The following is a 25,632-nucleotide window of genomic DNA, read 5'->3' as shown; positions in this document are numbered from 1 at the left end:
CGTCAGCAGGGGATGACGTAAGCCCTGGCGAACCAGTGCCCGACCTCGGCGCTGTGCAGGTGCCCGGCCACACCGCGATCGCCCTGCACGCCCATCGTCACGTGGACGTGGGCCTTGCCGTTCCGGATCTCCCCGGCGCCGTGCATCTCACCGGGCATGGCGTAGCTGCTGATCAGATCCTTGGACGGGGCGTCCGACGGCATGGTGGAGACGACGAAGCTGTCCACGCCGCCGATGAGGCTGACGATCGCGGCGTTCTCGATGCCGTGCTCGGCTGCCTGCTCCTCGATGGCGGCGATCAGTTCGCCGTCGTTGACTTCGAGCACGAACATCGCCGGCTACCTCCATGGTCGTGGGCTGAGAAGCTGGAGCATCGTGGCAGAGCACCAGCGGGCGCCTGCGTCCGCGGGATTCAAGACCTCTGGGGTGAGTCGCTCGGCGGCCGGCCGGGGATGTGGAAACGACTCGGGGTTGATCACCACCGACTGGGCGGTGGCCCAGTCGAGTGAGCACGCGCGGGACACGACGACGGTCAGGTAGCCCTGTCGGACCTCTCTGTCCCGCTTCAGGATGCCGACTGTCCGATCGGCCTCGTGTTGTCCGGGGAGCTTCGCCAGGATGCCCGTCGCGTTCACGCGAGCGATGGGGCCCGATCCACGCCGCACGTCGTCTGCACGGTGGTGAGGGGGACAGCGTCCCCGCAGGCGATGCCGGCCGTCGGTTCGGCCGCCAATCGAGCGTTGGCCGCCGCTATTCCGACTACGGAGAGAAACTGCCTACGGTCCACCTCATCATCCAATCCGCCTACACCGAGCACACGCTCGTATGCCTCCACTACATCCGATGATGCCGGACGTAGACCGCGTTCGACCTTGCTCAGGTAGCCCTTGTCGAAGTTGGACTTGGTGGACATGGCGGCAAGGGTCATTCCAGCCGCGCTTCGTGCGGCTCGCAGAAGCTCCCCCTGGTGGGACACGGTTCGCCTCCGTGGGCAACGCCAGGACAGGTATCCGAAGCGTCTGTCGGTGTCAGGGTGCAGACGGGGTGAACCACTGCCGCTGATGCGGATATCTCCTTGTCCAGTTCGCAGGAAGTGACTCGGAATGGTGATCGCGCTTCTGGGGGGCACGGACTGCTCCTGGCGTTGACCGTCCATGCCCCGCGCCGCCCGCCGGGCCCGCCCCGCCGACTGCGGCGTGAGTCGCGCCTCGCGGCCTCGGCGCAGAGGGGCGGTGAACCGCCACGGGCTGACGTGGCGGGCGACAGGACCGACCTCGGCCCGGCACGGGAAACGAAGGGATGTGCCAGAAGTGGTGATGCGGCCCGAAAACGGAGTGGAACACAGTTCGCGAATACGGATTTGGGGTGACGCCACATTCGAATCCCGAGTCGAGGACAACGGCGACTTCGTGGCGGACTTCGACGGAGTGGTGAGCCTGCATCTGCTTCCCGAGGCTGTGGAGAAGTTCCACGAGGTCCTCGCCGAGGCGCTGCCCGAGGTTCGCGAGACCGCCGAGCGCGTTTTTCGGAACGCTTCCCCAATGGGTGAGAGTGGAACCATGCCGGCGACACGAACCGCAGAGCCCTCGCCGGCGGATTCCACAGGCGTGGAGGAGGACAGGGCGAAGCCCGTCGTCCCCTACATCGCCATGTGGAGCGAGGAGGCGGTGCGGGAGCCGCAGCTCGTGGAACGTCGGGGCGGAGCGGGCATCGCGTATGCGGACGAGATCCTCGGCGACCGCGACAGCCGGGGCGTCCTCTGGGACCGGGCGACGGTCGCCTCCGGACGCGGCAAGCCGCAGTTCGCCAAGATCCACGTTCACCGTCAGCGGCGCGCCATGCGGAAACTGCTGTGCCAGGTCTGCGGTCGACCAGCCCACGGCGACGACAGGGGCGTTCTCTGGCTCCTGCGCAACCGCACGGGGGACTGGCGCGGTTGGCCCGAGGGGATGCTCGTCAGCGAGCCCCCGGTCTGCGAATCCTGCCTGGCCTTGGCGACCCGCGTCTGCCCCGCTCTGCGCGACGAGGGGCACCTCGTCGCGCAGGCGGCCTCGTGCCCGGTCCACGGGGTCGAGGGCTTCCGGTACCGCGCAGGGGCGGGGCGGCCCGTTCCCGTCGAGAACGAACTCGTCTCCTTCATCGCCCCCGCGATTCGCTGGACCCTAGCCTCGAAGCTAGTGCGACAGCTCCACAACTGCACGGTCCTGGAGGTCCGGGAGGGGGCAGCCGCGACGTAACCCCGGTAACAAGAGGGCCCGCTCGCCCGGACAGCCCCCGGTGGGGCCCTTCGCGTCGACGGAGTGTGGCGCGACGCGCGGTCACCGGGGCGGGAGAGCGCCCCGGCGACCGCGTGTCACGGGTGTCCACCCGGGCCCCGGCCCCCGGTTCCCCCTGGGACGGGCCCGCCCGGTGCGCACGCGGTGGGCCCCCCTCCTGCCTCGGCCGCCGCGCGCCCACCCGGTTCCCCCGGACCTCGGTGGACGGTGCCCACTGTGCCCGGTGGGCCTCACACTCGGCTCACGCCTCGCTGTCACGGGAATCCGGACTCCCCTATGCTCCTTCGGGGACGGTAGGGGGAGCGGTGTCGGTCGAGCTGTGCGTCCTCGGGCCCCTTGAGGTGCGGTTGGACAACCGCCCCGTGCCCATTCCCGCGGGCCGGGCCCGGGTCCTGCTGGCGTCGCTGCTGCTGCGCGCGAACGAGGTGGTGCCCGCCGACCGGCTGGTGGACCGGTTGTGGGACGGTGCGCCGCCGAACGCCTCGCGCGCCAGGGCGACGCTGCACATGGTGGTGACCCGGCTGCGGCAGGCGCTGGGTCCGGCGAACGTGGTGCGCACGGCCGCGGAGGGCTACGTCGCCGACGTGCCGCCGGGCAGCCTGGACCTGCACCGGTACCGGGAGCTGGCCGCGCGGGGCCGGTTCGCCGAGGCGCTGGAGCTGTGGCGGGGCGAGCCGCTGGCGGACGTGCGGTCGGACTCGCTGCACCGCGAGGAGGTCGTGCCGCTGCTGGAGGAGCGGCTGGCCGTGCTGGAGCGGCGCGTCGACGCGGACCTGGCCGCGGGCCGGGCGGCGGAGCTGGTGCCGGAGCTGCGCGCGCTGACCCGCCGCCACCCGCTGCACGAGCGGTTCTGGGCCCAGTTGATGCGGGCGCTGCAGGCGGCCGACCAGTGGGCCGAGGCGCTGGCCGTGTACGAGGCGGTGCGCGCGCACCTGGCCGACGAGCTGGGCATCGCGCCCGGGCCGGCCCTGCGCGAGCTGCACGCCCGGCTGCTGGCGGGCGTGCAGCCCCCGCCCGGTGCCCCGCCCGCCGTGGTGCCGCGCCAGCTCCCGCCGCCGGTCGACTTCGCCGGGCGGGCCGACCTGGTGGCCGAGCTGGCGGCCGAGCTGGCCGGGACGGGCGATCACCCGTCGTGCGCGGTGGTGGCGGGCCCGCCGGGCATCGGCAAGACCGCGCTGGCGGTGCACGTGGCGCACCTGCTGCGCGACCGGTTCCCCGACGGCCAGCTGTTCGCGGACCTGCGCGCCTACGCGCCGTCGTCCGCGGTCACCGTGTCGGTGGTGCTGCCGCGGTTCCTGCGCGCCCTGGGCGTGGCGCCCGAGGACGTGCCCGGCGACCGGGAGGAGCAGGCGGCGCGGTACCGGTCGCTGCTGGCCGGCCGCCGGGTGCTGGTGGTGCTGGACAACGTGCCCCGGGACGAGGCGGTGGAGCTGCTGCTGCCCGGCCACCCGGGTTCGGCGGCGGTGATGACCACCCGGGACTGCCTGCTGGGGCTGGTCGGGGGGTCCGGGGCCCGGCGGTTCGACGTCGAGCCGCTGCACGGGGACGAGTCGCTGACGCTGCTGCGCGGCGTGCTCGGCGACGCGGTGCTCGACGCCGCGCCCGAGGCGGCCGCCGCGCTGGCCGAGACCTGCGCGCACTGGCCCCTGGCGCTGCGCATCGCCGGGGTGAACCTGGCCTCCCGGCCCGTGCCCGACCTCGCCGGCTACGTGGCCGAGCTGCGGCGGGAGGACCGGCTGGAGGCGCTGGCCATCGGCGACGAGGAGTTCGCGCTGCGCGCCGCGTTCGACTCGTCCTACGTGGGCCTGGACGCCGAGGCGCGGGCCGCGTTCCGGCTGCTCGGCCTGGTGCCCGGCGACGACGTGTCGACCGCGGCCGCGGCCGCGCTGCTCGGCGTCGAGGTGCGCGAGGCGCAGCGGCTGCTGCGCGGGCTGGCCGCCGCGAGCCTGGTCTCCGAGCGGTCGGGCCGGTTCGCGCTGCACGACCTGCTGCGCGAGTACGCCGCCGGCCTGGCCGCCGAGGAGGAGGACGAGGCCACCCGGCACGCCGCCCTGCGCCGGCTGCTGGACTTCTACGTCGACACCGCGCTCAACGCCGCGGCGGCCGTCCGGTCCGTCCGCCCCGACGTCAGCACCGGCGTGGCCCGCGAGCGGGCGCTCGGGTTCGCCGACCGCGACCAGGCGCTGGAGTGGTGGGAGGTCGAGCGGGCGAACCTGTGCGCGGCCACGTCGCACGCGACCCGCTCGGGGCACGCCGAGCACGCGTGGCGGCTGCCGATCGCCCAGTGGTCCCTGTTCGACCTCACCAAGCGGTTCGCCGAGACCGTGCCCGCGCTGGAGCTCGCCGCCCGGGCGGCCCGGGAGGTCGGCGACCCGCGGGCGCTGACGCTGACCGCGCGGGCGCTGGCCATGACCTACAGCGACGCCGACCGGCCCGAGGACGCGATCCGCAGCCACCACGTGGCCCTGGAGGTGCACCGGCGCGCGGGCGACCGGCGTGGCGAGGGGCTGGCGCTCAACGCGCTGGCCATCTGCCACCTCAAGTTGGGCCGGGACGCCACCGCGGTCGACATGCTGGAGGAGTCGCGGCGCCTGCTGGTGGCCGTCGGCGACCAGCACGGCGAGGCGATCACGCTGAACACGCTGTCGGGCGTGCTGGCCCGGCTCGGGCGGGTGGAGGAGGCGGTCGAGGCGAGCAGCAGGGCGTTGCGGCTGGTGGAGGGCTCGGGCGACCTGGTCGTGGAGGGCCGGGTGCTGGACAACCACGGCAACGCGCTGGCCGCCGCCGGGCGGGTGGACGAGGCGGTGGCCGCGTACCGGCTGGCCCGCGCCCGCGCGGCGGAGGCGCGCGACCAGTCCACCGAGGCCGCGGTACTGGAGAACCTGGCCCGCGCGTTGACTACCAAGGGCGACGTCACCGGGGCCAGGGCGAGCTGGGCGGCGGCGCTGGCCCTGCTGCCGGAGGGCTCGGCGGCGGCGGACCGGGTCCGCGCCCGCCTGGCGGAGCCGTAGCCGGGGGCTCCCGCGCGCCGGTCGGGGTCCGCGCGCGGTGACGGTGGGTACGGGCAGGCACGACCGCGGCGAGGGGGATGGGCATGGCCACTGCGTTCAAGGTGCTCGGACCGCTGGAGGTGTGGCACGACGACCGCCCGGTGCCGCTGCCCGCGGGCAAGGCGCGGGTGCTGCTGGCCGTCCTGCTGCTGCGCGCCAACCGGGTCGTCCCGGTCGACGAGCTGGTCGACGTGCTGTGGCCGGGCGCGTCGGCGCCGGAGCGGTCGCGGGCGGGCCTGCACATGGTGGTGACCCGGCTGCGCCGGTCGCTGGGCGAGGTGGACGTGGTGCGCACCGCCACCAACGGCTACCTGGCCGACGTGCCCGACGGCACCCTGGACCTGGAGTGCTTCCGCCGGTTCGCGGCGACCGGCCGGTTCGCCGAGGCGCTGGACCTGTGGCGCGGCGCGCCGCTGTCCGACGTGCGCTCCGACGCGCTGCACGCCGAGGAGGTCGCGCCGCTGCTGGAGGAGCGGCTGGCCGTGCTGGAGCAGCGCGTCGACGCGGACCTGGCCGCGGGCCGGGCCGCGGAGCTGGTGCCGGAGCTGCGCGCGCTGACCGGGGAGCACCCGCTGCGCGAGCGGTTCTGGGCGCAGCTGATGACCGCGCTGACCCGGTCGGGCAGGCAGTCCGAGGCGCTGGCCGCCTACCAGGCGCTCAGCGCCCACCTGGTGGAGGAGCTGGGCGTCGACCCGAGCCCGCGGCTGCGGGAGCTGCACCAGCGGATCCTGACCAACGCGCCCGACCCGGCGGCCGGCGGCGCCCCGGTGCCCCGCCAGCTACCCCTGCACACGCCGTTCTTCATCGGCCGGGACCGCGAGCTGGCCGCGCTGGCGGACCTGCTCGACCCGGGCGGCCCGGCCGGCGGCGCGGTGGTGATCTCGGCGATCAGCGGCGCGCCGGGCATCGGCAAGACCGCGCTGGCGCTGCACTGGGCGGCGCGCAACCGGCAGCGGTTCCCCGACGGCCAGCTCTACGTCAACCTGCGGGGGTTCGACCCGGCCGCGGTGCCGGTGCCGCCGGACGTGGCGGTGCGCGGCTTCCTGGGCGCGCTGGGCGTGCCGCGCGAGCGGGTGCCGCCCACGGCGGACGAGCAGGTGGCCCTGTACCGGAGCCTGCTGGCCGACCGGCGGGTGCTGGTGGTGCTGGACAACGCCGCGGACAGCGAGCAGGTGCGGCCGCTGCTGCCCAGCGGCCCGGCCTGCCTGGCCGTGGTGACCAGCAGGCGCCGGCTCGACGGGCTGGTGGTCCGGGAGGGCGCCCGGTCGCTGGCCGTGGACGTGCTCGACGACGTCGAGTCCACCGCGCTGCTGGCCCACCAGCTCGGCGCGGACCGGGTCGCCGCCGAGCCGGGCGCCGTGCGCGACCTGGTCCGGCACTGCGCCGGGCTGCCGCTGGCGCTGTCGGTGGTGGCCGCTCGCGCCGCCACGCACCCCGAGTTCCCGCTGCGGGTGTTCGCCGACGAGCTGGCCGACGAGCGGACGCGGCTGGCCGCGCTGGACACCGGCGACACCACGACCAGCGTGCGGGCGGTGTTCTCCTGGTCCTACGAGCGGCTGAGCCCGGCGGCGGCCCGGCTGTTCGGCCTGCTCGGGTGGCACCCGGGCCCGGAGGTGTCGGTCGCGGCCGCGGCGAGCCTGGCGGGCGTCGAGCCGCGCGAGGCCCGGACGACCCTGGCCGAGCTGCGCCGGGTGAACCTGGTCGTGGAGCACGCGCCCGGCCGCTTCTCCCAGCACGACCTGGTGTGCGCCTACGCCCGCGAGCTGGTCTCGGCCGAGGCGGTGCGCCCCGGGCTGGCCCGGATGTTCGACCACTACCTGCACTCCGCCGACGCCGCGGACCGCGTGCTCTACCCGCACCGCGACGAGATCGCGCTCCCGCCGCCCGAGCCCGGCGCGGCGGTGCGCGGGTTCGCCTCCCGGGCCGAGGCCATGGCGTGGTTCCAGCTGGAGTACCCGGTGCTGTGCGCGCTGGTGTCGTGGGCCCACGAGACGGGGTTCCACCGCCACGCCTGGCAGGTGCCGTGGGCGACCACCGCGTTCGCCCGGCTGCGCGGCCACTGGCACGAGCAGGCCGGGTGCCAGCTCGTGGCCCTGGAGGCGGCGCGGCTGCTGGACGACCCGGTCGGCGTGATGTCGGCCCACCGCGGCCTGGGCCGGATGAACATCATGCTGCGCCGCCTCGACGTGGCGGAGCACCACCTGCGGATCGCGCTCGACCTGGCGCGGGAGCTGGGGGACCGGCGGGTGCGCGCGAACATCCACCGCCACCTGGGCGGCCTGTACGAGTTCGCCGACCGGGCCGTGGAGGCGCTGCACCACACCGAGCAGGCGTTCGAGCTGTTCCGGGAGCTGGGCGACCGGGCGGGGTGCGCCAGGTCCCTCAACGCGATCGGCTGGAACCGCGCCACCGTGGGCGACCACCGGCGCGCGCTGGCCGACTGCGAGCGGGCGCTGGAGCTGTTCCAGCAGCTCAACGACGTGCTCGGCGAGGCGGCCACCTGGGACAGCCTGGGCTACGTCCACCACCACCTCGGCGACCTGGACGAGGCGGTGCGGTGCTACCGGGCCGCGCTGCCCCTGTACCGGGTCAGCGGCGACCGGTTCGAGGAGGCGGCGACGCTCGAACGGCTCGGCGACACCCACGAGGTGCTGGGCGACCGGGCCGAGGCGCGGCGGACGTGGGCGGACGCGCTGGCGATCCTGGAGGACATCGGGCACAGCGCGGTCGAGCGGGTCCGCGGGAAGCTGGCCGCGGCGCCGTGAGCCGGCCCCGGGGTGGATAACGGAACGCGCGCGACCCGCCACCGGACGTAAACTCACCACTCTCAAGGGGGGAGTGGGATGGCGGTCCTGGTCGCGCTCGCGGGGCACCGGGCGGCGGTCGCGTGATCGGGTTCGACGTGCCGGGGGCGGCCCCGCGGCCCCCTCGCGGCGCGCTCGCGCGGGACGGGGGAGCTCGTGGCGGTTGAGTTCGGTGTCCTGGGTCCGCTGTGCGTGAAGGTGGACGGCCGGGTGGTGCCGGTGCCCGCGGGCCGGGTGCGGGTGCTGCTGGCCGCGCTGCTGCTGCACGCCGACGAGGTCGTGCCGGCCGACCGGCTGGTGGAGTGGCTGTGGGACGACGCGCCGCCCAACCCGCGGCGGGCCAGGGCGACGCTGCAGATGGTGGTGACCCGGCTGCGGCAGGCGCTGGGCGAGGTCAACGTGGTGCGCACGGCCGGCGCGGGCTACGTCGCCGACGTGCCGCCGGGGAGCCTGGACCTGCACCGCTACCGGGACCTGGTGGCGCGCGGGCGGTACGCCGAGGCGCTGGCGGTGTGGCGGGGCGAGCCGCTGCCGGACGTGCGGTCGGACCTGCTGCACCGCGAGGAGGTCGCGCCGCTGCTGGAGCACCGCCTGGACGTGCTGGAGAAGCGCGTCGGGGCCGACCTGGCCGCCGGGCGGGCCCGCGAGGTGGTGGAGGAGCTGCGCGCGCTGACCCGGCGGTACCCGCTGCGCGAGAGCTTCTGGGCGCAGCTGGTGACCGCGCTGCACCGCGCCGACCGGCAGGCCGAGGCGCTGGCCGCGTACCAGGAGGTGCGCGCGCACCTGGCCCGCGAGCTGGGCGTCGAGCCGGGGCCCGCGCTGCGGGAGGCGCACCGGCAGGTGCTGGGCACCGGTGCGGTCGTGCCGCCGCGACCGGGCGTGCCGCGCGGGCTGCCCGCGGCGCCGCGGGTGTTCGTCGGCAGGCAGCGGGCGCTGCGCGAGCTGGACGCCGCCGCGGCCGGCCCGGCGATGGTCATCGCGGCGATCAGCGGTCCGGCGGGCGTCGGCAAGACCGCGCTCGCGGTCCACTGGGCGCACCGGGCCGCCGGCCGCTACCCGGACGGGCAGCTCTACGCGAACCTGCGCGGCTTCGACCCGTCCGGGCAGCCGGTGTCGCCGTCCGACGTGCTGGGCTCCTTCCTGGAGGCGCTGGACGTGCCGCCCGGCCGCATCCCGGCCGCGCTGGAGGCCCGCGCCTCGCTCTACCGCAGCCTGCTCGCCGACCGGGCCGTGCTGGTGCTGCTGGACAACGCCCGCGACGTCGACCAGGTCCGGCCGCTGCTGCCGGGTTCGCCGGGCTGCCTGGCCCTGGTCACCAGCCGCGACCGGCTCATCGGGCTCGTGGTGCAGGAGGGCGCCCGGCCGGTGCGCCTGGACCTGTTCAGCCCCGAGGAGTCCGCCCAGCTGCTGGAGGCGGCCGCGGGCCCGGGCCGGACCGCGGCCGAGCCGGAGGCGGTCGACCAGCTCGTCGCCCGGTGCGCGGGCCTGCCGCTGGCCCTGGCGGTGGTGGCCGCCCGCACGGCCACCTCACCGGTCGCGTCGCTGCGGGCGCTGGTCGAGGAGCTGGAGTGCTGCGGCCCGCTGGACGTCCTGGACACCGGCGACCGGCTCACCGCGGTCCGCGACGTCTTCTCCTGGTCCTACCAGCACCTGGGCGACGCGGCGGCGCGCGTGTTCCGGCTGCTGGGCCTGAGCCCAGGTCCGGACATCTCGCTGCCCGCCACCGCGAGCCTGGCCGCGCTGCCGGTCGGCGAGGCCCGCCGGGCGCTGGCCGAGCTGGCGCAGGCCCACCTGGTCACCGAGCACGCGCCCGGCCGGTACACCGCGCACGACCTGCTGCGCGCCTACGCCGCCGACCGGGCCGCGGCCGAGCTGACCGGCGCCGAGGTCCGGGCGGCCCGGCTCCGGCTGCTCGACCACTTCCTGCACACCGCCGAGCACGTGGACCGGGTGCTCTACCCGCAGCGCGAGCCGGTGGACCTGCCCCCGGCGGCCGACGGCGTGGTGCCCGAGCGCGTCGGCTCGCACGCCGAGGCGCTGACCTGGTTCCGGGGCGAGCTGCGCACGCTGATCGCGGTGGTCGGGTACGCCGCCGAGCACGGCTTCGACGGCCACGCGTGGCGGATACCCCTGTGCATGGCGACGTTCCTGCACTCCGGCGGCCACTGGCCGGAGTGGCTGGAGGTGTGCGGCGCCGGCCTGGCCGCGGCCGGGCGGCTGGGCGACGCGCACGGCAGCGCGCACATGCACCGCGGCCTGGGGCGGGCCAACGCGCTGCTGCACAACTGGGCCGAGGCGGAGCAGCGGCTGGGCGCGGCGCTGGAGCTGTTCCGGGAGGTCGGCGACCGGGCCGGGGAGGCGTACGTGCTGGTGAACCTGGCCGGGAGCCTGGAGCTGAGGTCCCGGCCCGCCGAGGCGCTGCCGCTGGACCTGCGCGCGCTGGAGCTGTTCCGCGAGCTGGGGCACGTGCCGGGGCAGGCGCGGGCGTTCACCGCCATCGGGTACCTGCACCACGAGCTGGGCAACCTCGACGAGGCGGTGCGGTACGCGGAGGCCGCGATCGAGCTGTACGAGAGCATCACCGACCTGCCCGGCCAGGCCGCCGCCCTGGAGAACCTGGGCCTGGCCCACCGCGAGCTGGGGCGGCTGGAGGAGGCGGTGGTGTCCCAGCGGCGCGCGCTGGAGCTGTTCGCGAAGTCGGGCGACCGCTACTACGAGGCGGGCGCGTGGAGCGGGCTGGCCGAGACCCACCGGCGCCTGGGCGACCCGGGCGCGGCGCGCGAGGCGCTGCGCAACGCGCTGGCCGCGTTCGAGGAGCTGCGCCACCCGCACGCCGAGGAGGTGCGCGCGCGGCTGGAGGCGCTGGGGTGACCGGCGCGGGGGCGGTGCCGCCGCCGGGCGCCGGCCGGTGGGATGGCGTGACCAGCCGACGCGGCGGGGCGTTGGTGGGGTATGCATGTGCGGGCAGGGCGACCCCGGCCGGCGAGGGGATGACGGATGAGCTTGCGCGTGGCGGTGGACTTCGGCACGTCCAGCACCTGCGTCGCCATGTCCCTGGACGGGCGCGAGCCGCAGGTGGTGGTGGTCGACGGCCAGCCGATCGTGCCGTCGGCGGTGTTCGCCGCGGCCGACGGCACGCTGTTCGTGGGCCAGGAGGCCGAGCGCCAGGCGGCGGTGGACCCCTCGCGCTACGAGCCGCACCCCAAGCGCCGGGTCGACGAGGGCGAGCTGCTGCTGGGCACCAGCGTGCTGCCGGTGGCGGAGGTGGTGCGGGCGGTGCTGGCGCGGGCGGTGGGCGAGGCGCGCCGGGTGGCCGGCCGCGACCGGGTCGACCTGCTGGTGCTCACCCACCCCGCGGACTGGGGCGCGATGCGCACCCGCGTGCTGCTGCAAGCCGCCCGCGGCCTGGCCCAGGAGGTGCGGCTGGTGCCCGAGCCGGTCGCGGCGGCGGTCCACCACTCGGCCACCCACGCCGTGCCGGACGGTGCCGCGCTGGCAGTGCTCGACCTGGGCGGCGGCACGGTGGACGCGAGCGTGGTGGTGCGGCGCGGCGGCGCGTTCCGGGTGCTGGCCACCAAGGGCGACCCCGGGTTCGGCGGCGCGGACGTCGACCAGGCGCTGCTGGAGCACGTCGGCTCGCTGGTCGCGCCGAACGACCCGGAGGCGTGGCGGCGGCTGGTCGAGGGCCGCGAGCTGGCCGACCGCCGCAAGCGCCGGGTGCTGCGGCAGGACGTGCGCGGCGCCAAGGAGACGCTGTCCCGGCACGCCTACACCGACGTGCCGATGCCGCCGCCGTTCCCCGACGCGCACGTCACCCGCACCGACCTGGAGCGCCTGGTCACCGCGCCGCTGACCCGGGCCGCCGCGCTGGTGGTCGGCGCGGTGCGCGACGCGGGCCTGGAGCCGCGCGAGCTGGCGGCCGTGTTCCTGGTCGGCGGGTCCAGCCGCATCCCGCTGGTGGCGCGGCTGGTGCTGGAGCAGTCCGGGGTGGTGCCCACGAGCATCGACCAGCCGGAGACCGTGGTGGCGCGCGGCGCGCTGCGGGCGGTGGGCGCGGACCCGATGCGCACCGGCGCCCTGCCGCCGCCGGGCGAGGTGACCCAGCGGATCACCGAGGACAGCACCCGCAAGATCACCCGGCGGTTGACCGCGCCGCGGACCGCGTTCCCGCCGCAGGGCCACTTCCCGCCGCCGCTGCCACCCGCGCCGCCGCCGCGCCGCAGCCGGGTGCCGCTGGTGGTGGCGGGCTCGGTGGTGCTGCTGGCCGCGATCGGCGGTTCCGTGGCCTACGCGCTGAGCCGGGGCGAGGAGGGCACGCCCGGGCCGACCACCACGTCCGCGTCGAACGCGGGGAAGACCGTCGCGCAGTACGACTACAGCTTCACCGCCCCGGCGGGCTGGGAGCAGACCGGCGGGCAGGTGGAGACCCGCAAGGTGCTGCTGGAACCGGAGTCCGGCGGTGCGGACCTGGAGGCCATCGCGGTGCAGGAGCAGAAGCTCAGCTACGACTCCTCCCGGGAACCCGAGCGGGCCCGCGACGAGCTGCGCCGGCTCTACGACAAGGGCACGGGTCTGTCCGGTTTCGACCCTTCCGCCACCTTCGCGGGCAAGGATGTCGTTTACTACCGGGAAACGGCCGGCACGACGACCATCGACTGGTACGTGCTGTTCCAGGACGCCTTCCAGGTCAGCGTCGGCTGCCAGTACCCCCGGGACGGGGGCGACCGGGTGCGCCCCGCGTGCGAGCAGGTCGTCCGCACGCTGACCGTGACCAGTTGAACCCTCGCAGGGAGGACGATGAGCGCCATCTCGGACGCCGCGGCCAGGTTCCGCGCCGACCTCGACGCCGCCGTCACCAGGGCCCGCCGCGCCGCCGCGGCGGCCGGTGACCGGACCGCCGCCCAGCGCGAGCGCAACCGCGGGCTCGCCGAGCGGGCGCGCGGGCGCGCGGTGCGACCAGGGGACCACGCGGCCACGTCGGCGGACGTCCAGCGCGTCGCCGACGGGTTCCGCCGGGACCGCGGCCTGCCCGTGGAGGCGCTGCCGCCCGCCGCCGAACTGCTCTCCCCGCCGAAATCGCGAGAGCAAATGGACGCGAATGCAAATTCGGCACCCCCGCCGCCGCGGCTCGGTTCTCGACCGCCGGCCGGGCCGAAGGGGCAACTGCCCGTCGACACCCCCGATGACGAGGACTTTTCGCAAGCGCGAATCCTCTACTGACGCCGTTTGCGGTCAGAAACGTTTACGAGCGCAACTACTTCCGGGAAAGTCGCGACAGGGTGGAACCGGTCGTGGCAGGGTCTGCGTCGGATGAGGCGTACCAACCAAGAACGCCTTCGAAGACCTAGGGGGTCGCACCCATGGCCGGTTTCTCCACTGGACATGAAGAGCTCGTCCAGGCGGGCAAGGACATCGTCGACACGAACGGGAACGTCCAGGGCATCCTGAACAACCTGGAGGGCACCGTCGAGGCCCTGGCCAGCACCTGGTCCGGTAGCGCCCGCATCGCGTTCGACAAGCTGATGGAGCGCTTCAACGCCGACGCCGCGAAGCTCCAGAAGGCGCTGCTGGACATCGCCGAGCAGATGAGCGGCACCGCGGCCACCTACATGGAGCAGGAAGAGCAGCAGTCGCAGGAGATGTCCACCATCCTGGGCCGCCTCGGCAACTGACGGGTGAAATTCACCACCCGTTTCCACTCCACCCGTTTCGACTTCCTGACTTCACTTCCGAGGGGACATCATGGTTGACGCCAACCTCATCAAGGTCAGCTTCGCCGACATGGCCAGCGCGGCCTCCGACATCACCAGCCAGGCCAACCAGGTCCAGTCCGAGCTGGACAACCTGAAGAGCCGCCTGGCCCCGGTCATCGCCCAGTGGGACGGTAACGCGTCCGGCTCGTACCAGGCCGCGCAGCAGGCGTGGGACGAGGCCGCCGCCGGCCTCCAGCAGGTCATGGCGACCATCGGTGTGGCCGTGCAGCAGGCCGGCGAGGCGTACCAGGCCGCCGAGCAGAAGAACACCAGCCGCTGGGGCGGCTGAGCCCTCCGCCGCGGGCGTTCCGCGGGCCCCGGGACCCGGATCGGGTCCCGGGGCCCGCGTGTGTTCGCCGGTGCTCCCGCGAGGGGCGCGCCCGAGGTGGGCCGCGGGGTCCGCGGACCCGGCGGGGTCCGCCGCTGGGCGCGCCGGTCCCCTCGCGGGAGCGCGCGCGGGGCACGCCGTCGCCCGGTGCCGCTGCTGCCCGGTGTCACTGCTGGCCCGCCCGGTGCCGCCGTCTCCCGGCGAGCCCCCGACGAGTCGCCCGCCCGACGGCTGAACGGCTCCACCGCCGGGTGTGGCGCGGCTCACTTCCGGGCGGATCCGAGGCGTCACCCCGCTCTATAACGGGGCCCGTTTTGACCCTCCCCGACCCACCCGGTATCTTCCTACGTTGTTGTGCGGTACTCGGTGCGCACTAGCGCGCCTGTGTTCTGGTCTTCTGCCCACCTGGGGTCTCCGGCCTGAGCAACCGCCGCAATGACCCCAGACGCAAGTGACGACGAGGTAGACCCGTGCGCACGTACAGCCCGAAGCCCGGCGAGGTGACCCGAGCCTGGCACGTGATCGACGCCCAGGACGTGGTGCTCGGTCGGCTCGCCACCCAGGCCGCGACGCTGCTGCGCGGCAAGCACAAGCCGACTTACGCCCCCCACGTTGACACCGGTGACTTCGTCATCGTCATCAACGCGGACAAGGTGGCGCTGACCGGCAAGAAGCGCGATCAGGAGTTCGTGTACCACCACTCCGGCTTCCCCGGTGGCCTGCGCCAGCGGTCCTTCGGCGAGGTGCTCGACACCCGTGCCGACCGGCTGGTCGAGAAGGCGATCAAGGGCATGCTGCCCAAGAACCGCCTCGGTCGCGCGATGGCGGCCAAGCTCAAGGTCTACACGGGCCCGGACCACCCGCACGCTGCGCAGCAGCCGCAGCCGTTCGAGATCAAGAAGGTCGCCCAGTGACCGAGCCGCAGCAGACCGAGGACATCGACGTGACCACCCCCGAGGCCGACTTCGACGCCGACGTCGTCGAGACGACCGATGTCGACGAGACCACCGACGCCGAGGCCGTCGAGGCCGAGGAGGAGGCGGCGCCCGTCGTCCGCCACACTCTCAACGCGGGTGCGCACCACCTGGCGCAGACCGTGGGCCGCCGCAAGGAGGCCGTCGTCCGCGTCCGGCTCATCCCGGGCACCGGCAAGTTCACCCTGAACGGGAAGTCGCTGGAGCAGTACTTCCCGAACAAGGTGCACCAGCAGCTCATCCGCGAGCCCCTGGTGACCACCGAGAAGCCCGAGACCTTCGACGTCGTGGCGAACCTGCGCGGCGGCGGCACCACCGGCCAGGCCGGTGCGCTGCGCCTCGCGATCGCCCGCGCGCTGGTCGCCGTGGACTCCGAGGACCGCCCGGTGCTGAAGAAGGCCGGCTTCCTCACCCGCGACCCCCGGGTCAAGGAGCGGAAGAAGTACGGTCTGAAGAAGGCCCGCAAGGCGCCTCAGTACAGCAAGCGCTGACCCCCACCGGGTCCGGCGAGCACCACACTGCGGGAGCAGCCAGTTCTTCGTCGAACTGCTGCTCCCGCAGTGCTTTTTCTCCCCCTGTCGCGCATTTCACGTGGAGGTCACGGCGATCATGGCCCGCCTGTTCGGCACCGACGGCGTACGCGGACTCGCCAACGGGGACCTGACCCCCGAGCTCGCGCTGTCCATCGCCGCCTCGGCGGCGCGCGTGCTGGCCGAGCACGACCGCTCGCACCGCCCGGTCGCGGTGGTCGGCCGCGACCCGCGGGCCAGCGGCGAGATGCTGGAGGCCGCCGTGGTGGCGGGCCTGGCGTCGGCGGGCGCCGACGTGCTGCGCGCCGGCGTGCTGCCCACGCCCGCCGTGGCGTACCTGGTGTCCGCGCTGGGCGCCGACCTGGGCGTGATGATCTCCGCCTCGCACAACCCGATGCCCGACAACGGCATCAAGCTCTTCGCCGCGGGCGGGCACAAGCTGCCCGACGCCGTGGAGGACGAGATCGAGCAGAAGATGGGCGAACGGGTCCGCCCGACCGGCGCGGGCGTCGGCCGGGTGCGCGACGTCGAGGACGCCGAGGGCCAGTACGTGCAGCACCTGCTGAAGGTGACGCCGCACCGCCTGGAGGGCCTGAAGGTCGTGGTGGACTGCGCCAACGGCGCCGCGTTCGCGGCCGCGCCGGACGCCTACCGCCGCGCGGGCGCCGAGGTGGTCGAGATCCACGCCGCCCCGGACGGCCTCAACATCAACGACGGCTGCGGCTCCACCCACCTGGACCAGGTGCGCGCGGCCGTGGTCGAGCACGGCGCCGACCTGGGCATCGCGCACGACGGCGACGCCGACCGCTGCCTGGCCGTGGACGCGAACGGCGAGGTCGTCGACGGCGACCAGATCATGGCCGTGCTGGCGCTGGCCATGAAGGACTCGGGCGAGCTGACCGACAACACCCTGGTCGCCACCGTGATGAGCAACCTGGGCCTGCACATCGCGATGCGCGAGGCGGGCATCGCGCTGCGGACCACCGCGGTCGGCGACCGGTACGTGCTGGAGGAGCTGCGCGCGGGCGGCTACGCGCTGGGCGGCGAGCAGTCGGGGCACGTGGTGCTGCCCGCGCACGCCACCACCGGCGACGGCCTGCTGACCGCGCTGCGCCTGATGGCGCGCATGGCCGAGACCGGCCGGTCGCTGGCCGAGCTGGCGGGCGTGCTGCGCCGGCTGCCGCAGGTGCTGGTCAACGTCGTGGTGTCGGACAAGGCCGCGGTGGCGCGGGCCGCCGAGGTCGCGGAGGCCGTGGCCGCGGTGGAGGCCGAGCTGGGCGACACCGGCCGGGTGCTGCTGCGCCCGTCGGGCACCGAGCAGCTGGTGCGGGTGATGGTCGAGGCGCCGACGCACGAGCTGGCGGAGGCCACCGCGCAGCGGCTCGCGGGGGTCGTCTCCTCGGTACGCTGAACCCCGAACGGGGGTGTGCCGATGCCGAACATCGGACCGACTGAGCTGCTCGTCTTCGTACTCGTGCTGGCCGTGGTCGCGGTCGTGGTGGTCGTGGTGACCACCAGGAAGCGGGGGCGGCAGCAGTTCCCGCCGGGGCACCACCCGTACCCGCCGCAGGGCGGTCCCCAGCAGCCGGGCTACGGGCCGCCACCCGGTTACGGGCCGCCGCCGGGGTACGGGCCGCCGCCGGGGTACGGCCGGCAGGGCTACCCGCAGCAGGGGTACGGGCAGCAGGGGCCCGGTCAGCCGGGTTACGGTCCGCCCCAGCCCGGCCAGGGCCCCGGCTACCCGGGCCAAGGCCCGGACCAGCCCGGTCAGCCGCCCCACCAGGGCTGAGCCTGCTTCGCTAAGGCAACCAACTCCGCCGAACGGCCCTTGCCCGCCGGCCCCGCCTGCGATCCTGGGTCGGAACCCGGAACGGCACGGTCGCGTCTGACCGGGGACGAAGGGGAGGCACCAGCGCATGTCGGGCTACCAGGCGAACGCGGGCGAGATGATGTCGTCCGCGACGACGATCCAAGGCGTCGCGGGCGACATCGAGGAGTACAAGAACAAGGTGACCTCCAGCGCGGTCACGGCCAAGGACTTCGGCCGTGAGCACACCGCCGGTGGTTCCCGCTACCTCGCCGGCCTGCCGAAGATCGCCGAGGCGATCGGCGCGCACGCGGCCGCGGTGCGCGGCCTGGCCGACAAGCTCCGCGAGTCGGCCAACGGCTACGACTGGTCCGACCAGGGCAACGCCGGCACCTTCGCGAACACCGGGAACCAGTGATGGGCGCGCCTTCCTGGGAAGACGTCAAGAAGGTCGTCGACGACCCGTCGGTCCCGCACGACCAGAAGAAGGCCCTGCTGGAGGCTTACTACGTGGCCGACGCCGAGGGCAACATCCTCGGCGGCACGCACAACGACGAGCTGGAGGAGTACCTCGACGACTACGACGTCTCGTGGGGCGACGGCTTCGGCCAGTCGTTCTCCAACGCGATGCCGTGGTCGGACAGCTCCGAGGACCGCCTGAACAACGCCTACGACCAGGCGAAGAAGTCCTACGACGACGGTCACAAGAAGTACGACCAGCACAACCAGGACAAGAAGGCGGGCCAGGACGCGCTGGCAGGCTCCGAGCAGCGCGCCTCCGACGGCGGCGCCGGGGTCGGCAACTCGAACGACCTGCTGGACGCGGGCAAGCCCGGGCTGCGCTACTTCGAGAACTTCCTGCCGGTGTACGAGAAGGCCAAGAGCGTCATCGGCGTCGGCACGACCGTGGACACCTCGGTCGACAACATGCGCAAGCGCTACGACGAGCAGCGCGACATCGACTTCCACAAGATCGACATCGACATCGTGGAGCTGCGCCAGGTCGCGACCGACACGCGCAACCGCCAGGCCGACGCCGAGCGGTCGATGGGCAAGGTCTGGGCGAACTGGACCGGTGCCTCCGCGGACAACTCGCGCCGCGTGGTCACCGACATGTCCCGCAAGGCCGCCGCGCACGCCGACGCCATCGACCACATCGCCGAGGTCACCAGGGCCACGTGCCACACGGTGTCCGGGCTGGTCAACACCAAGGCGCGGACGATCCTGGAGGGCGTCGGCAGCGTCTACGACATCGCGGGCCTGAGCCCCGAGCAGATCGAGCAGGTCGTGCAGGGCGCGACCAGCGACGACGAGAGCCTGCTGCGGCGCGTGGCCGGGTTCGTGAACTTCCAGATCGACGACGGCGCGTGCGACGGCGACGTGTGGAAGGAGGAGGTCCGCAAGAAGTCGCGCGAGTGGCTGCAGACCACCTTCCACGGCGACGTGGACTCGAAGTGGAAGCTGTTCGACGAGACCTGCAAGACCACCAAGGAGTCGGTGGACAAGGCGTGGGAGGAGCTGGGCAAGCAGCTCGACGCCTTCAACACCAAGCCGTTCGACCCGGCCAAGGAGGAGCAGCCCGCCGACAAGCCGTCCGACAAGCCCGGCAACACCGGCGGCGGTGACAAGCCCGGTGGCGGTGGCGGCACGCCCGGTGGCGGCGGCGGCACCCCGGGCGGCGGCGGTGGGACCCCCGGCGGTGGCGGCGGGGGCACGCCGGAGATCCCGAAGGTGGAGAACCCGCTCGACAAGGACGGCGACGGCAAGCCCGACATGCCGGGCGACCTGGACGGCGACGGCAAGCCCGACGACCTCGACGGCGACGGCAAGGCCGACACCCCCGACGGGCTGAAGTCGGGGGACGAGGCGCCGGAGACGGTCACCATCCACAGCGGCGACAACGAGATCAAGGTCACCGAGCCGGACGCCGACGGCCAGGTGATGATCACCGTCGACACGCCGGCCGGCGAGCCGAAGACCTACCAGGTCGACTTCAGCGCGAACCCGGACGCGGCCAAGGCCCTGATGGGGCAGAACGGCGCGGCGGCCCTGGCGGGCGCGCTGGGCGGCGCGACCCCCGTCTCGGCGGCCGGGACTCCCGGCGCGCAGCCGGTGCAGGCCGGCGGGGCCGGTCCGGGCGAGGTCACCCAGGTGCAGGCGGGTGCGGACGGCAAGGCGCTGATCGAGGTGGACGGCCTGGCGATCACCGCCGAGGTCGACCCGCTGACCGGCGAGATCAACCTGACCGTGGACGACGGCGACGGCTCGCCCGAGCGGTACGGCGTGGAGTTCGGCGAGGACGAGCCCGCGCGGGACCTGCCCGGTGACCTGGGTCGGCCGGATGCCGCCGTGCTGGGCCCGGCCGTGGTCGAGTCCTCGGTCACGACGATGCCCGCTGACGCCGATGTGCTCGGTCCGGCCGTGGTCGAGTCCCCGGTGACGACGATGCCCGCTGACGCCGATGTGCTCGGCCCGGCTGCCGTCGAGTCCCCCGTCACGACGATGCCGGCCGACGCCGCCGTGCTCGGCCCGGCCGTCGAGCAGGTCTGGACCCAGCCCGCGCCCGCGTTCACCGAGCCCGGCTTCGCCCCCGTCGCGGACGCGAACCAGGGCTTCACCCCACCGCAGGGCTTCGCGCCGGTCCAGGACTTCGGCCCGGGTCAGGGCTTCGCGCCCGGCCAGGGTCACGGCCCCGGTCAGGGCTTCGCGCCCGGCCAGGGTTTCGGCCCGTCCTTCGGCGAACCCCTGGTCGCCTCCTCCGACGACAGCGGCGTCACCCGCGCCTCGGGCGCGTCGATCTTCGGCGGCTCGTCGGGCTTCAACGGCGCGGACTCCGTGCTCGGCGGTTCGAGCGCGTCCGGCCAGGACAGCCCGTGGAGCCCGCCGTCGTCCGCGGCGGAGCAGGGCCTGGCCGACACCAACGCCTCCCAGGCGGGCCAGGCCGGTTCCGCGACCCTGCCGTCCATGCAGGACGGCACGGGCCAGCCCGCCGGCTCGCCCGCCGGCGGCGGCATGATGGGCGGGGGCATGATGGGCGGCGGCATGGCCGGCGGCGGTCACCAGCAGGGCGGCGGCGACACCGAGCGGAGCAGCAGCTCCGGCCAGTGGCGCACCACCGGCTCGCTGTTCGACGACGACGACGTGAGCATGCAGCGGCTGAGCGGCCTGCTCGGCGAGGACCGCCGGTGACCGGCTTCGACTGGGGGAGGGTGCGTGTCTGACCTCGACTCGCTGGAGAGCGTCAAGCGGCGCCTCGAAGGCATCAGGTCCGAGCACTCGGCGCGGATGGAGCTGGTCGCGCGCAAGTTCGAGGAGTCGAACAAGGCGACGGCCGAGAGCCACGAGAAGTTCGTCGAGAAGGAGAAGCGGCTGGTCGAGCGCCTGCGCGAGATGGCGAAGGCGCAGCGCGAGCAGGCCGCCAACCGGAACAAGCCGAAGGAGTACGCCTTCGGCCCGGAGGACGACGAACCGGTGGTCGACGAGCTGGCCCAGGAGCTGGCGGCGCTGGAGCGGACCCGCGCCGCGCACGCCGCGCCCCAGTCCCCGGAGGGCTCGTTCCTCCAGGCCCCGACCACCCAGCCGACGCCGTGGGGACGCACCCCGAGCGGCCCGCCGGTGCCGCCGCCACCGCCGGTGCAGCCCGCGCGCCCCCCGGCCGCCCCGCCCCGCCGCCGCCCGCAACCGGTCGACGACGACGACGATTTCGGCGGCCAGAGCTGGCTGACCTGACGACGACGGGGTGCCCTGCCGAGCGGGGCACCCCGTCGTCGTCAGGCCGCCGGGGGTGACGTTCCTCCCACGTACCCGCGGGGCGTGACCGACGTCAGCGACCCACCAGCGGAGGCCGTTGGTAGGCCAGCAGGGCGCCCTTCACGTCGCCCTCCAGCAGCGCGTCCCACTGCCGCTCGCCCTTGACCACCCGCAGCAGGAACGCCGTGGTCAGGGCCTTGGCCAGCCGCTGCGCCGACCGCTCGCCCCTCCCGTCCAGCAGCAGCTCGCTCCAGTGCCGCCCCTCGGCGAACCCGAGGTGGCTGGCCTTGGGCAGCGTCCGCAGCTGCACGGGCCCCTGCCACGCCTCGGCGATGGCCTCCGCGTGCCCGACGGGTGGTGCGATGCGGTCCTCGCCGGCCGCCAGGTGCAGGCCGGGCACGCCGACCCGCCGGGCGGCGTCGAGGGCCGACGGGCGGGTCTCCGACGCGGCGAACGTCACCACGGCCCGCACCCGCCGGTCGTCCGCGGCGGCCAGCACCGCCGCGCCGCCGCCCATGGAGTGGCCCGCGACGGCCAGCCGCTCGGGGTCCACGCTGATGTCGCCGTCGCCCAGCCGCACGCCGGTGCAGACGTCGAGCGCCGTGCGCAGGTTGGCGGCCAGCAGCCTGGCCGACATCAGCGGGCCGCGCTGGGTGGCGGGCGCGGCGGCCACGAAGCCCCACGACGCCAGGTGGCGCAGCAGCGCCCGGTAGCGCTCGACCGGCTGCAACCAGCCGTGGCCGAAGGCCACGGCGGGCAGGCCGAGGCCGGAGGCGGGGGTGTAGACCAGGCCGGGTAGGCCCACCAGGGCGAGGTCGCCGCGCAGCACCGCGTGCTCGCCGGGCCTGCTGAGCTGGTCGAGCACCTGCTTCGCCGAGTAGCCGCTCACCGCGTGAACGGTAGTCGATCGGCACCGACCGCCGCATACCGCGATTGGTCTATACCAAATTGGAGGCCGACCAGCGGAAACGGGCGCGAGTGGGCCTCGTGGACCGCCCCGCTGGTCTGGTTACGCTGTGCGGCGTGTGCGGAATCGTGGGATATGTGGGACACCGCCCGGCGCTGGACGTCGTGCTCGACGGCCTGCGGCGGCTGGAGTACCGGGGTTACGACTCGGCCGGCGTGGCCGTGCTCGACGGCGCGGGCGGCCTGGCCGTCGAGCGCCGGGCCGGTCGCCTGACCAACCTGGAGGCGCGCCTGGACGAGGTCGGCCGCGACACCTTCACCGGCACCGCGGGCATGGGGCACACCCGGTGGGCCACCCACGGCGCGCCGGTCGACCGCAACTCCCACCCGCACCGCGACGTGACCGGCCGGGTCGCGGTCGTGCACAACGGCATCATCGAGAACTTCGCCGCCCTCCGCGCCGAGCTGGAGGCCGACGGCGTGGAGATGGCCAGCGACACCGACACCGAGACCACCGCGCACCTCATCGCCCGCGCCTACGACGACGGCGGCACCAGGGGCGACCTGGCCGCCAGCGTGCGCGCCGTGGTGCGCCGCCTGGAGGGCGCGTTCACCCTCGTGGTCACCCACGCCGAGCAGCCGGACCTGGTGGTGGCCGCCCGCCGGTCCTCGCCGCTGGTGGTCGGCGTCGGCGAGGGCGAGACCTTCGTCGCCAGCGACGTGTCCGCGTTCATCGAGCACACCCGCGAGGCCGTGGAGCTGGGCCAGGACCAGGTCGTGGTGATCGACCGCGACGGCTACACCGTGACCGACTTCGAGGGCGGGGAGGCCGCGGCCAAGCCGTTCACGGTCAACTGGGACCTGTCCGCCGCCGAGAAGGGCGGCCACGAGTACTTCATGCTCAAGGAGATCGAGGAGCAGCCCGAGGCGCTGGCGAACACGCTGCGCGGGCACTTCGCCGACGGCCGGATCGTGCTGGACGAGCAGCGGCTGTCCGACCAGGACCTGCGCGACGTGGACAAGGTCTTCGTGGTCGCCTGCGGTTCGGCCTACCACTCCGGCCTGGTCGCCAAGTACGCCATCGAGCACTGGACCCGGCTGCCCGTCGAGGTCGAGCTGGCCAGCGAGTTCCGCTACCGGGACCCGGTGCTCGACCGCGACACCCTGGTGGTGGCGGTGTCCCAGTCCGGCGAGACCGCCGACACCCTGGAGGCGGTCCGGCACGCCCGCGCGCAGAAGGCCCGCGTGCTGGCGGTGTGCAACACCAACGGCGCGCAGATCCCGCGCGAGTCCGACGCCGTGCTCTACACGCACGCGGGCCCGGAGATCGGCGTCGCGTCCACCAAGGCGTTCCTCGCCCAGATCGCGGCGAACTACCTGGTCGGCCTGGCCCTGGCGCAGGCGCGCGGCACCAAGTACCCCGACGAGGTGGCCCGCGAGTTCCACGAGCTGGAGGGCGCGGCGGCGGCCGTGCAGAAGGTGCTGGGCACGGTCGAGCAGGTCCGCGAGCTGGGGCGGCGGCTGGCCGACTCCAAGGCGGTGCTGTTCCTGGGCAGGCACGTCGGCTACCCGGTGGCCCTGGAGGGCGCGCTCAAGCTCAAGGAGCTGGCGTACATGCACGCCGAGGGCTTCGCGGCGGGCGAGCTCAAGCACGGCCCGATCGCGCTGATCGAGGAGGACCTGCCGGTCGTCGTGGTGATGCCCTCGCCCAAGGGCCGCGCGGTGCTGCACTCCAAGCTCGTGTCGAACATCTCCGAGATCCAGGCGCGCGGCGCGCGGACCATCGTGATCGCCGAGGAGGGCGACGAGACGGTTCGCCCGTTCGCGGATCACCTGATCGAGGTACCCGCGGTGCCGACGCTGCTCCAGCCGCTGGTCTCCACGGTGCCGCTGCAGGTGCTGGCCGCGGAGATCGCGCGCAGCCGGGGTTACGACGTGGACAAGCCGCGCAACCTCGCCAAGTCCGTCACGGTCGAGTAGGGCAGGCTGGGGCGCCGTGCGGGGTCTGTGGACGACGGCTCGGGTCAGGTCGGCGGAGGAGCGCGTGCTGGCGGCGACGCCGCCGGGCGCGCTGATGCGGCGCGCGGCGCTCGGCGTGGCCGCGGTCGCGCTGGAGCTGCTGGGCGGCGGGCGGCGGGTCGGCCTGCTGGTCGGCTCGGGCAACAACGGCGGCGACGCCCTCTGGGCGGGCTACTACCTGCGCAAGCGCGGGGTGGCCGTGTTCGCGGTGCTGCTGTCGCCCGACAAGGCGCACGCCGAGGGCCTGGCCGCGTTCCGGCGCGCCGGCGGTCGCGTGGTGGACCGGCTGCCGCCGGTCGACCTGGCCGTCGACGGCATCGTGGGCCTGTCCGCCCGCGGCCCGCTGCGCCCGGACGCCGCCGCGCACGTCGCCGACCTGGACGCGCCCGTGCTGGCCGTGGACCTGCCCAGCGGGATCGACCCGGACACCGGCGCGGCACCGGGGCCGCACGTGCGCGCCCGCGCCACCGTCACGTTCGGCTGCCTCAAGCCGGTGCACGCGCTGGCCGACTGCGGCGAGGTGCGGCTGGTCGACCTCGGCCTGGGCCCCGAGCTGGGCGGCCCGGACCTGCTGGAGCTGGAGCCGGAGGACGTCGGCGCGGCCTGGCCCGTGCCCGGCCCGGAGTCGGACAAGTACACCCAGGGCGTGACCGGCGTCGCGGCCGGCTCGGCCACCTACCCGGGCGCCGCGGTGCTGGCCACCGGCGCGGCCGTGCTGGCCACCTCCGGCATGGTCCGCTACGCGGGCGCGGCCGCCGAGGCGGTGCGGGCCCGCTGGCCGGAGGCCATCTGCACCGGCTCGATCACCGACGCGGGCCGCGTGCAGGCGTGGGTCGCCGGTCCCGGCCTGGGCACCGGCCTCGGCTCGGAGGCGGTCCTGCGCACCGTGCTGGAGGCGGGCGTGCCGGTGTGCGCGGACGCCGACGCGATCACCATGCTGGCCAACAACCCGGACCTCTGGGACGCCCGGGACCCCGACACGCCCCTGGTGCTGACCCCGCACGACCGCGAGTACGAGCGCCTGGCGGGCCCGGTGGGCGAGGACCGGGTGGCCGCCGCCCGGCGCGCCGCCGAGAAGTTCCGCGCCGTGGTGCTGCTCAAGGGCCACGTCACGGTGGTCGCCGGCCCGGACGGCCGCACCCTGGTCAACCGCGCCCGGTCCTCGTGGGCCGCCACCGCGGGCTCGGGCGACGTGCTCGCCGGCGTGCTGGGCTCCCTGCTGGCCGCCGGGCTCGACCCGGTGCTGGCGGCGGGCTGCGCGGCGAAGGTCCACGCCCTGGCGGCCGAGCTGGCCGCGGCCGGCGCGCCGATCCCGGCGTCGGCGCTCCTGCGCGCCCTGCCGGACGCGATCCGGGCCGTCCGGTCGCGGTAACCCCGGCCGGGGGTGCCCGACCGGCTCGACCGGCCGGGTGGGGCGACGGCCCCGGTGCGGTGG

The 25,632-nt window shown here is 74.7% G+C and carries 20 protein-coding genes; 17 read left to right on the top strand and 3 right to left on the bottom strand.

Annotated elements, in window-relative coordinates; translation table 11 throughout:
- Window positions 1–2: 2 nt before the first annotated feature.
- Both EKG83_RS43870 and EKG83_RS48830 read right to left on the bottom strand, forming a co-directional pair.
- The gene (locus tag EKG83_RS43870) at window positions 3–332 is read right to left on the bottom strand and encodes a PCC domain-containing protein (RefSeq protein WP_084716053.1); all 330 of its coding nucleotides are present in this window, start codon (window positions 330–332) and stop codon (window positions 3–5) included.
- A 299-nt stretch (window positions 333–631) separates the two neighbouring features.
- The gene (locus EKG83_RS48830; RefSeq protein WP_228122428.1) at window positions 632–1,156 is read right to left on the bottom strand and encodes a helix-turn-helix domain-containing protein; all 525 of its coding nucleotides are present in this window, start codon (window positions 1,154–1,156) and stop codon (window positions 632–634) included.
- A 253-nt stretch (window positions 1,157–1,409) separates the two neighbouring features.
- Between EKG83_RS48830 and EKG83_RS43860 the strand changes: the two genes are divergently transcribed.
- The 15 genes from EKG83_RS43860 (at window position 1,410) to EKG83_RS43790 (ending at window position 21,251) form a co-directional block, all read left to right on the top strand.
- On the top strand, window positions 1,410–2,237 hold the full coding sequence (locus tag EKG83_RS43860) for a hypothetical protein (protein WP_051764682.1): 828 nt from the start codon (window positions 1,410–1,412) through the stop codon (window positions 2,235–2,237).
- A 344-nt stretch (window positions 2,238–2,581) separates the two neighbouring features.
- Window positions 2,582–5,287 carry an AfsR/SARP family transcriptional regulator gene (locus tag EKG83_RS43855; protein ID WP_051764684.1) on the top strand — a complete coding sequence of 902 codons (2,706 nt, stop codon included), beginning with the start codon at window positions 2,582–2,584 and terminating at the stop codon, window positions 5,285–5,287.
- Window positions 5,288–5,370: 83 nt separating this feature from the next.
- Window positions 5,371–8,091: an AfsR/SARP family transcriptional regulator gene (locus EKG83_RS43850; RefSeq protein WP_033428803.1), complete on the top strand. Its 2,721-nt coding sequence runs from the start codon at window positions 5,371–5,373 to the stop codon at window positions 8,089–8,091.
- Between the two features lie 195 nt (window positions 8,092–8,286).
- The gene (locus tag EKG83_RS43845; RefSeq protein ID WP_051764689.1) at window positions 8,287–11,001 is read left to right on the top strand and encodes an AfsR/SARP family transcriptional regulator; all 2,715 of its coding nucleotides are present in this window, start codon (window positions 8,287–8,289) and stop codon (window positions 10,999–11,001) included.
- A 126-nt stretch (window positions 11,002–11,127) separates the two neighbouring features.
- Window positions 11,128–12,909, top strand: coding sequence for a type VII secretion-associated protein (locus tag EKG83_RS43840; protein WP_033428604.1), 1,782 nt, complete (start codon window positions 11,128–11,130; stop codon window positions 12,907–12,909).
- An 18-nt stretch (window positions 12,910–12,927) separates the two neighbouring features.
- Complete coding sequence (locus tag EKG83_RS43835) at window positions 12,928–13,350, top strand: hypothetical protein (protein WP_051764690.1); 423 nt, start codon at window positions 12,928–12,930, stop codon at window positions 13,348–13,350.
- 140 nt (window positions 13,351–13,490) lie between these two features.
- Complete coding sequence (locus EKG83_RS43830; RefSeq protein ID WP_033428605.1) at window positions 13,491–13,802, top strand: WXG100 family type VII secretion target; 312 nt, start codon at window positions 13,491–13,493, stop codon at window positions 13,800–13,802.
- Window positions 13,803–13,872: 70 nt separating this feature from the next.
- Entirely contained in the window at window positions 13,873–14,172 is a 300-nt protein-coding gene (locus tag EKG83_RS43825) for a WXG100 family type VII secretion target (RefSeq protein ID WP_033428606.1), read from the top strand.
- A 509-nt stretch (window positions 14,173–14,681) separates the two neighbouring features.
- Window positions 14,682–15,125, top strand: coding sequence for a 50S ribosomal protein L13 (rplM, locus tag EKG83_RS43820; RefSeq protein ID WP_033428607.1), 444 nt, complete (start codon window positions 14,682–14,684; stop codon window positions 15,123–15,125).
- Entirely contained in the window at window positions 15,122–15,676 is a 555-nt protein-coding gene (gene rpsI / locus EKG83_RS43815; RefSeq protein ID WP_037330384.1) for a 30S ribosomal protein S9, read from the top strand. Before rplM ends, rpsI begins: the two co-directional genes overlap by 4 nt.
- 118 nt (window positions 15,677–15,794) lie before the next feature.
- Window positions 15,795–17,126: a phosphoglucosamine mutase gene (gene glmM / locus EKG83_RS43810; protein WP_033428807.1), complete on the top strand. Its 1,332-nt coding sequence runs from the start codon at window positions 15,795–15,797 to the stop codon at window positions 17,124–17,126.
- Between the two features lie 21 nt (window positions 17,127–17,147).
- Window positions 17,148–17,504, top strand: coding sequence for a hypothetical protein (locus EKG83_RS47315; RefSeq protein WP_051764692.1), 357 nt, complete (start codon window positions 17,148–17,150; stop codon window positions 17,502–17,504).
- Window positions 17,505–17,631: 127 nt separating this feature from the next.
- Complete coding sequence (locus EKG83_RS43800; protein WP_033428609.1) at window positions 17,632–17,940, top strand: type VII secretion target; 309 nt, start codon at window positions 17,632–17,634, stop codon at window positions 17,938–17,940.
- Window positions 17,940–20,711: a hypothetical protein gene (locus EKG83_RS43795; protein WP_033428610.1), complete on the top strand. Its 2,772-nt coding sequence runs from the start codon at window positions 17,940–17,942 to the stop codon at window positions 20,709–20,711. The genes EKG83_RS43800 and EKG83_RS43795 overlap by 1 nt, the downstream gene beginning before the upstream one ends.
- A 24-nt stretch (window positions 20,712–20,735) precedes the next feature.
- The gene (locus EKG83_RS43790; RefSeq protein ID WP_033428611.1) at window positions 20,736–21,251 is read left to right on the top strand and encodes a hypothetical protein; all 516 of its coding nucleotides are present in this window, start codon (window positions 20,736–20,738) and stop codon (window positions 21,249–21,251) included.
- Window positions 21,252–21,345: 94 nt separating this feature from the next.
- Here the strand turns inward: EKG83_RS43790 and EKG83_RS43785 are convergent, their stop codons facing one another.
- Window positions 21,346–22,161, bottom strand: a complete 816-nt coding sequence (locus EKG83_RS43785) for a dienelactone hydrolase family protein (RefSeq protein WP_033428612.1) — start codon at window positions 22,159–22,161, stop codon at window positions 21,346–21,348.
- 134 nt (window positions 22,162–22,295) lie between these two features.
- Here EKG83_RS43785 and glmS point away from each other — a divergent pair, with 134 nt between their 5' ends.
- Window positions 22,296–24,158, top strand: a complete 1,863-nt coding sequence (gene glmS / locus EKG83_RS43780; RefSeq protein ID WP_033428613.1) for a glutamine--fructose-6-phosphate transaminase (isomerizing) — start codon at window positions 22,296–22,298, stop codon at window positions 24,156–24,158.
- 16 nt (window positions 24,159–24,174) lie between these two features.
- Complete coding sequence (locus EKG83_RS43775; RefSeq protein WP_033428614.1) at window positions 24,175–25,569, top strand: NAD(P)H-hydrate dehydratase; 1,395 nt, start codon at window positions 24,175–24,177, stop codon at window positions 25,567–25,569.
- Window positions 25,570–25,632: the final 63 nt, after the last annotated feature.

This window comes from Saccharothrix syringae, from assembly GCF_009498035.1.
Classification (GTDB): domain Bacteria; phylum Actinomycetota; class Actinomycetes; order Mycobacteriales; family Pseudonocardiaceae; genus Actinosynnema; species Actinosynnema syringae.
The sequence above is the reverse complement of the archived record's forward strand: the minus strand, read 5'-3'. Positions and strand labels throughout refer to the sequence as shown.